Raw genomic sequence first — 7,197 nt, 5'->3', positions numbered from 1 at the left:
GTGCGGATGCCTTCGGCCGCATACTGCGCGAGGACGCCTCCGGTGCTGGTGGCCTCGTCGTCGGGGTGGGCGTGCACTGCCATGAGCGTCAAAGGCCGGTCAGCCATGAAAAAGTCCTTCTGCAGATATACGTATCGGTCGCAGAGTGCGGCGGGTCTGCCGCGCTCCTGAGGGCCCGGTTCCGCCGGAGCGGACGGCCTGGTGGCCTCCGTGATTCCCCCGCCGCGCGGCGCCGGCCCCTCGATCGATGCAACTGTGCCGACCAGAGCGTATGTTCCCGGCACGCACAGACGACCCGGGTACCTCCGTGCTCACGTTTCGCCGAAGGTCCGTCGGCAGGCGCCGGGCGTGGTGCCCAGATGCGCCCGGAAACGGCGCCGCAGGTTGACCGCCGAGGCGAGTCCGACCCGCTCGGCGATGGTCTCGACCGGCAGGTCGGTCTGCTCGAGGAGTGCTCGTGCCGCGTCGATGCGCTGGCCGAGCAGCCACTGCCCCGGGCTCGTGCCGAGCTGTTCGGTGAATCGCCGTATCCCCGGCGCGGACCCCATCCCCACGGAGAACGCGCCGGGCCGGATCGGCGGCGCGCTCGCCGACTTCTTCACGTTCCCGCAGTAGCAATGGCGGGCCGCCCCGAGGATCCCGTGCACGGCCGCGCTTCGGGCCGGGTCAGCGGCCGTTGAGCGGGGTGCCGTACTTGTGGGCCGTGGAGAGGTAGGGCAGACCGAGCGTGCGGGGTGAGAAGGCCGCCGAGCCGGCTGCCGCGCCGCGGGGCAGGAGCCATGCGGCGCCCAGGGCGGCGTTCTCGCCCGGGGATCCGACCGTGACATCGGGCACGCCGTCGGCGTTGTAGTCGTCCGCGGAGACCGCCGCACCGAAGCGGTCGCCGTCCTCGGCCACTCCGGGGACGCCGGCCGTGTCCTGGTTGAGGGTCTGGGCGCGGGTGCCGAAGGAGCCGTCCGCGTCGCTTCCGTAGTGGATGTGGAGGCCGCCGCCCTTGGCGAGTTTCTCGGGTCCGCACGGGTCGTCGATGTTCTCGTCGGCGATCTCACGGCACTCGCCGAGCGCCAGGTCGTCATGGCCGTCGCCGTCGAAGTCGCCCGCTGCCAGGGCGCTCACCCCGGCGTTGTCCGTGTTCCAGAAGTTGGCCATCTCGGACCGGTCGGGGTCCCACTTGAACAGGCGTACGTGGGACTGCGTGCTGGGGTTGCCCGCGGTCCAGTACGCCACGGCCAGGTCCGCCGTGCTGTCGCCGTCGAAGTCGCCGGTGGCCAGGACGGGCGCGCGGCCGCCCATGGGGGCGGTGACGATGGTCGTGACCATGCTGTCCTCGCCCTGGATGACCCGGGCGACGACCTTGTCGGTGCCGCCGACCACGATCGCCTTGTTGCCGCCGTTGTCGCCGCCGGTCAGGTCGGCCGCCGCGACCGATCTGCCGTACGCCGCCGACGGCGCGGGCCCGCTGAGGACCGAGGACCCCGGTCCCGGCCCGTCCTTCGAGCCGCCCACGACGGTGACCAGGCCCGCGTCGGTACCGCGGTCGGTGACGTCCTCGCCGGGGGCCCCGGCGAGGAGTTCGGCGATGCCGTCGCCGTTGAGGTCGGTCAGGGCCACGGATGCGCCGAAGCGATCGCCCGCCTCCGGGGTGCCGGGTACCTCGGCGGTGGCCTGGGTGATGCGGATGCTCCCGTGGGCGCCGACGCCCTTCTTGCCGCCCCAGACGATGTTCACGTACCCGGCCTTGGCCTGGCCGGCGACGGTGCCGTCGGGGACCCCGACGGCGAGGTCCGCGTAGCCGTCGCCGTTGAAGTCGCTCAGGGCGGTGCCGGGCGCGGCAGCGGCGGCGCCGGCCGGGAAGACGAACCCGGCGGTGGCCGCGGCGGCGACGGCGATGGCGTAGGTCAGGACGCGACGGCTGTACGGCATGAGGGCTCCCACTCGGTCGACGGGGGGCGGGCTAATGGGTGTGACCGCCGAAGGGCGGACCTGGTTGTACGCGGCCAGAGCGCACGTACAGCCGACCGGACAGTTGACGGTCAAGAGAGCAGACGGCAGCTCCGCACCGCTTGCGACCGGGTGTCTGCGGGGGATTGGGCCGTTGTCGTGGCGTGGCCGGCGGGAGCTGGGCGGCGACCTGAGGGCGGGTTGCGCGGCAGAGCGGGGCGGTCAGCGGGGCGTGCGGCGGGGGCGATCGGGGCCGGCCGGTTCGATGCAGCGGGACTGGACGTGCTCGTAGGCCATGGTGGTCTGCACGTCGGCGACTTCTCTGCGTTCGGTGAGCCGGTCGATGACGAAGGCGTACACGCCGTCGACGTCGGGGACGGCGATGTGCAGGAGGAAGTCGTGCGTGCCGGAGGTGACGAACAGGCCGATCACCTCCGGCAGCCGCGCGGCCCACTCCCGGAATCCCTCGATCACGGGGCGGGCCGGGGGCCGGATGCGCACCGAGATGAGTGCCTGCACGGGCCGGCCGGCCGCGTCGAGGTCCAGGGCGGCGTGGTAGCCGGTGATCACCCCGCGCTCGCGCAGCAGCCGCACCCGCTCGAGCGATGTGGAGGGCGAGACCCCGGTCTTGGCCGCCAGGTCGCGGTTGGTCTGCCGTGCATCGTTCTGCAGCTCCCGCAGCAGAGCGAGGTCCAGCGCATCAAGTTCCATCAAATCAACCCTATGGCGTACGACGTGCGGACACAGCCCGCGAACTCCGAGTCTTTGCTTAGTGTCGCCGACCATGGAAACACGAACGAATCCTCCGTCGCTCGGTGCGGGGCTCGTGCTCGGCGCGGCCGTGCTGTGGGGCACGGTCGGCCCCGCTCAGGTACTGGCGTCCAGCCCCATGACGCCGACGGCCCTGGGCGGCTGGCGGCTGGTCGTGGGCGGGCTGGTCCTGGCCGCGTTCACCGTCCGCCGCACCACCGTGCGGGCCCTGGCCTCGGGCACGGTGGTGCGCCCCCTGCTGGTGTGCGCCGTGTCGACCGGCGTCTTCCAGGCGGCCCTGCTGTCGTCGGTGGCGCGGACCGGGGCTGCCCTGGCCACGGTGGTCGCCCTGGGTATCGCCCCCGCCGCGGTCGGTCTGTGTGCCCGATGGGTCACCGGGGAGCGGATGACGGCCCTGTGGCTGGCCGGCACCGCCGCGGCCGTCGGCGGGTGCGTCCTGCTGCTGGCGCCGGGGAGCGCGGGGGTGGACGTGCCGGGCCTGTTCCTGGCCGTGGCGGCCGGTGCGTGCTACGGCCTGTACACCGTCTTCGCCAAGAAGCTGGCCGCCGTCGCTCCCGCTGCCCAACTGCCCGCGCTCGCCGCGCTCTCCCTGCTGGCAGGAGCACTGCCCCTGGCGCCCTGGATGCTCACCGGCACCACCCCCGTGCGGCAGGGCTCCACCCTCACGTTGATCGTCTGGCTGGGCGTGGTGACCACCGCCCTCGCCTACTGGCTGTTCACCGCCGGACTCACCCGGGTACGCGCGACCACCGCCGGAACCCTCAGCCTCGCCGAACCGCTGGCCGCCGCGCTGATCGGCGTGCTCGTGCTCCACGAGCACCTCTCGCCGGCGGCCTGGGCCGGCGGCGCGCTCATCCTCTCCGGAATGATCACCATGTGCCTGCCGCCGCGGCTCCTCCCGCGCGCCCTGCGGCGGCCGCGGACATCCCGCGACCGGGGCCCGGCGTCTGCCGGCCTCCCCGAACCGCTCGCACCCGGCGAACGAAGCGCGCCACCGGCGCCGCAGGCCCGCACGTCGGCCTAGCGCCGTGACCGCGCCGGATCGACCCTGTGCCTGTCTCCGGTCTCAGCTGCCTTACAGGTTGTCGGCGTAGAAGCCGGCCAGTCGTTCGACGGCGGCGTCGACGTACTGGGGCTCGTCGTACATCTCGTAGTGGCCGGCGCCGTCGATCACCATGAGGTCGACCGGGTTGGGGGCCATCTTCCACAGCTGCATGCCGGCGTCGTAGGAGCCGGTATTGCCGAGGCGTCCGGCGAGGATGACCTGCAGGGGCTGGGTCAGGAGCTGGTCGACCAGGTGGAAGGCGTCGTAGCCCAGCAGCAGTGAGTCGCCGCGCGCGAGGCGGCGGTTGGTGGAGTGTGCGTTGCCGCCCCGCTCGGTGCGGTAGTAGGTGATCGCCTGAGTCGTGTCGATGTCGGTCACACCGGCCGCCTCGGCGTCCTCCAGGGTGTCGGGCAGCCAGTTCACCCGGACCATCTCGCCGGAGCGGGTCTCCGCGATGCGCGCGGCGGCCAGGGCGTCGAGTGCGGCGGCCGGGCCGTCGGCCTGGAAGCTGCGGAACGAGGTGCCCATGTTGCCGGGGACGACCGTCCCGACGGCCTTGATGCGGTGGTCCGTGCGGGCGGTGTGCACGGCGTAGCCGCCGCCGGCGCAGATGCCGAGGACGCCGATGCGCCGCGGGTCGATGCCGGGGGTCGTGGTGAGTGCGTCGATGGCGTAGGAGATGTCCTCGCCGCGCCGGTAGGGGTCTTCGAGATCGCGGGGCTCGCCGCCGCTCTGCCCTTGGTGGGCGGGGTCCATGACCAGGGCCGCGATGCCGCGGGTGGCGAGGCGGGAGGCGTAGTTGGCGCCGATCTGCTCCTTGACGCTGCTGCCGGGCGTGGAGAGCACCACGGCGCGCAGCGGCGCGGTGTGGTGGTCGGGCAGGTGGAGGTCGGCGGCGAGTTCGATCGGTCCGCGCGGGATCGTCAAGCGCTGAAGCATGGGGTGCGCGCCCTTCGTGTGGTTGTTGTTCCGTGTACGGCCAGTACGAAAAGCAACTGGTACAGTTTGGAACTAGTACAGGACGGTATCACTTGAGCGGGGGCACGCATGGCGGCCGATGGAGCGCAGCTGTGGTCGTTGAACCAGCGGCTGCTGAGCGTCGTGATGGACGCCTGCACGCAGGAGCTGGCCGAACTGGGTCTGGAGACCAAGGAGTTCTTCGTCCTGGCCGAGGCGGAGACATCGCCGTATCCGGCCGAGATCGCCGCCGCGCTGCTGCTGCCCAAGGCGAGCGTGACGGTCTACGTCCGCAACCTCGTCGCCAAGGGGTTCATCCGCCGCGAGATCGACGACGCGGACCTGCGGCGCCACCGGCTCGTACTGACCGCTGACGGTGTGCGGGCGCGGGATCGGGCACTTGCGGCCCTCGCCGCGGAGTACGACCGCAGGCTGGCGAGGATCACTCCGCGCGACCGCACCGAACTGCAGCGCATCTTGCAGGAGATGCTCGCCCCGCCCGCATGAGGCCGCGATCGCGGCGGCTGGGCCGGAGGACGGCTCAGGAGCCGGACGGCTCGATCTCGCCCGCGAAGACGATGACCTGGTCGATGAGGCTGCGCCGCAGATGGACGACGTCTGTTCCCGCCAGGCGGGGACCCCCGTGCGGCGTGGTGAAGACCCACCGGTAGCGGGCCCACTCACCCGGCATGTCCACCGCCGAACAGCGCACCATCGTGCCCGCCCCCGCCGGGTGGCGCCGTAGGTCCAGCACGAACTGCTCGACCGCCTCGATCCCCTCACTGCGGCCCAACGGCCCCCAGAAGACCACGTCCGAGGTGAGGGCCTGGGAGAGCAGCGACGTCACATGGCTGTCCTTCGACGTGTTGAAAGCGGAGAGGAACGTGTCTATCGCCGATCGCGCGGTCTCTTCCTGCATGTACCAGTCATACCAGCCGCTTCGCGGAACGGGCCTGCCGGCAGATCCCGGCTCCGCGGCCCCGGCGGACATCCAAGGCCGAACTCCGCCAGGCACAGGTTGCGTTCACCCGGTGGCCACCGTCGCACAACCCCGCGTACGCCTCGTGAGTCACACCCCCGGAAGATCTGCTTTCTCATTGCCCCCTTCGACCACGGGAGTTCCACCGTGCGCGTACGTATCCTGGCCGCCACCGCCGCCGTAGCGGCCCTCACCTCCGCGGGTCTGACCCTGCCGCTGGCCGGCAGCGCCGCCGCGGCGGTCACGACTCCGCGGTTCGACTTCAACGGCGACGGCTACGCGGACATCGCGGTCGGCATGCCCAACGCCACGGTCAACGGCAAGGCCAAGGCCGGCTACGTCAGTGTGATCTTCGGCGGCCCGCAGAGCCCGAGCCAGTCCACCGGCGTCATCAGCCAGGCCGAGGCCGGTATACCCGGCACGCCCGAGGCAGGCGACCGCTTCGGCTCTGCCGTGGCCACCGTCGACGTGGACGGCGACGGCACATCCGAGCTCGTCGTCGGTGCGAGCGGCGAGTCGCTGACGTCCGAGCAGCTCCAGGACGAGGGCACCATCACGGTCCTGGACGGCTCGGAGTGGAACGTCAAGGGCACCACCGTGGCCAGGGGCGCGTCCGAGTTCAGCAAGATCGGCAGCACCATCGCCACCGGCGACTACGACGGCGACGGCGACACCGACCTCGCGTACGGCGCGGGCGGCGAGGAGGCCGGCTCGCTCATGTTCCGCCCGGGCCCGCTCACCGCCGACCCGGTGACCCCCACCACCCTGCGCCACTACGGCATGAGCGGCCGGACCCAGGACCTGGTCACCGGTGACTTCGACGGCGACGGCCGGGACGACCTCGCCACCACGTGGAATGCCATGGAGGACGCGGGCACCTTCATCACCCGTTGGGACGACGAGGGCAAGCCCGCCCGGTGGTGGTCCACCTCCGACCGCGGCAGCGCGCTCGCCGCCGCCGACTTCGACCGGGACGGCACGGACGACCTCGCGGTCGGCAACGTACTGCCCAATTTCGAGACGGATTTCACGTATTGCAAGGACCGGCTCGGCGGCGCGGTGTTGCTGCTCAAGGGCTCGAAGAGCGCGGACTTCGGTACCGAGAACGAGTGCGTCACGCAGGACAGTCCGGAGGTGGGCGGAGCCGCCGAGGCGGGCGACGACTTCGGCGCCGCGCTGTCCGCCGGCGATCTGAACGGCGACAGCCGTCCGGAACTGGTGGTCGGTGTTCCGGGCGAGGACGTCGGCAGCGTGAAGGACGCGGGCGGATACGTCACCCTGAACAACACGGAGCAGGGCCTGTACGGCGGTCTGGCCCGCAGCCAGAGCACCGCGAACATGCCCGGCACGGCCGAGGCCGGCGACCGCTTCGGCGCCCGGGTGGCCGTCGGCGACTACAACCGCGACGGGCTGGGCCACACCGCCGTCAGCGCCCCCGGCGAGAACGCCGGCGAGCCCCGCTCGGGCGGCGTCTGGTTCGCGCCGGGCAGCACCGAGGAGACCC

At 72.0% G+C, this 7,197-nt stretch carries 7 protein-coding genes and 2 pseudogenes; 3 read left to right on the top strand and 6 right to left on the bottom strand.

The window, feature by feature from the left end; translation table 11 throughout:
* The 4 genes and pseudogenes from ACQKIP_RS34560 to ACQKIP_RS34545 all read right to left on the bottom strand — a co-directional run.
* Window positions 1–107 (bottom strand): annotated as a pseudogene (locus tag ACQKIP_RS34560) (PIG-L family deacetylase); the annotation flags it as partial.
* A 204-nt stretch (window positions 108–311) separates the two neighbouring features.
* Window positions 312–533: pseudogene (locus tag ACQKIP_RS34555) on the bottom strand (helix-turn-helix domain-containing protein); the annotation flags it as partial.
* Between the two features lie 133 nt (window positions 534–666).
* On the bottom strand, window positions 667–1,923 hold the full coding sequence (locus ACQKIP_RS34550) for an FG-GAP repeat protein (protein ID WP_427745048.1): 1,257 nt from the start codon (window positions 1,921–1,923) through the stop codon (window positions 667–669).
* Between the two features lie 240 nt (window positions 1,924–2,163).
* On the bottom strand, window positions 2,164–2,652 hold the full coding sequence (locus tag ACQKIP_RS34545) for an Lrp/AsnC family transcriptional regulator (protein WP_365853534.1): 489 nt from the start codon (window positions 2,650–2,652) through the stop codon (window positions 2,164–2,166).
* A gap of 73 nt (window positions 2,653–2,725) precedes the next feature.
* On the opposite strand from ACQKIP_RS34545, the gene ACQKIP_RS34540 reads away from it, so the two are divergent.
* Window positions 2,726–3,736 (top strand): DMT family transporter, encoded by a 1,011-nt coding sequence (locus ACQKIP_RS34540; protein ID WP_365853532.1) that lies wholly within the window; start codon window positions 2,726–2,728, stop codon window positions 3,734–3,736.
* Window positions 3,737–3,787: 51 nt separating this feature from the next.
* Here ACQKIP_RS34540 and ACQKIP_RS34535 read toward each other — a convergent pair whose 3' ends face one another.
* Window positions 3,788–4,696 carry an alpha/beta hydrolase gene (locus ACQKIP_RS34535; RefSeq protein WP_365853530.1) on the bottom strand — a complete coding sequence of 303 codons (909 nt, stop codon included), beginning with the start codon at window positions 4,694–4,696 and terminating at the stop codon, window positions 3,788–3,790.
* 108 nt (window positions 4,697–4,804) lie between these two features.
* Between ACQKIP_RS34535 and ACQKIP_RS34530 the strand changes: the two genes are divergently transcribed.
* Window positions 4,805–5,221: a MarR family winged helix-turn-helix transcriptional regulator gene (locus tag ACQKIP_RS34530; protein ID WP_365853528.1), complete on the top strand. Its 417-nt coding sequence runs from the start codon at window positions 4,805–4,807 to the stop codon at window positions 5,219–5,221.
* A gap of 34 nt (window positions 5,222–5,255) precedes the next feature.
* Here ACQKIP_RS34530 and ACQKIP_RS34525 read toward each other — a convergent pair whose 3' ends face one another.
* On the bottom strand, window positions 5,256–5,633 hold the full coding sequence (locus ACQKIP_RS34525) for a nuclear transport factor 2 family protein (protein ID WP_365853526.1): 378 nt from the start codon (window positions 5,631–5,633) through the stop codon (window positions 5,256–5,258).
* A gap of 207 nt (window positions 5,634–5,840) precedes the next feature.
* On the opposite strand from ACQKIP_RS34525, the gene ACQKIP_RS34520 reads away from it, so the two are divergent.
* Window positions 5,841–7,197: FG-GAP repeat protein (locus ACQKIP_RS34520; RefSeq protein WP_427745047.1), on the top strand; the 1,357-nt coding region annotated here is incomplete at its 3' end.

Source organism: Streptomyces sp. NPDC059900 (assembly GCF_050270335.1).
Lineage (GTDB): Bacteria > Actinomycetota > Actinomycetes > Streptomycetales > Streptomycetaceae > Streptomyces.
The sequence above is the reverse complement of the archived record's forward strand: the minus strand, read 5'-3'. Positions and strand labels throughout refer to the sequence as shown.

Excerpts from the sequence above, each read along its gene's own strand:
- ACQKIP_RS34550 (WP_427745048.1), bottom strand. The coding sequence starts at position 1,923 with ATGCCGTACAGCCGTCGCGTCCTGACCTACGCCATCGCCGTCGCCGCC.
- ACQKIP_RS34545 (WP_365853534.1), bottom strand. The coding sequence starts at position 2,652 with ATGGAACTTGATGCGCTGGACCTCGCTCTGCTGCGGGAGCTGCAGAAC.
- ACQKIP_RS34540 (WP_365853532.1), top strand. The coding sequence starts at position 2,726 with ATGGAAACACGAACGAATCCTCCGTCGCTCGGTGCGGGGCTCGTGCTC.
- ACQKIP_RS34535 (WP_365853530.1), bottom strand. The coding sequence starts at position 4,696 with ATGCTTCAGCGCTTGACGATCCCGCGCGGACCGATCGAACTCGCCGCC.
- ACQKIP_RS34530 (WP_365853528.1), top strand. The coding sequence starts at position 4,805 with ATGGCGGCCGATGGAGCGCAGCTGTGGTCGTTGAACCAGCGGCTGCTG.
- ACQKIP_RS34525 (WP_365853526.1), bottom strand. The coding sequence starts at position 5,633 with ATGCAGGAAGAGACCGCGCGATCGGCGATAGACACGTTCCTCTCCGCT.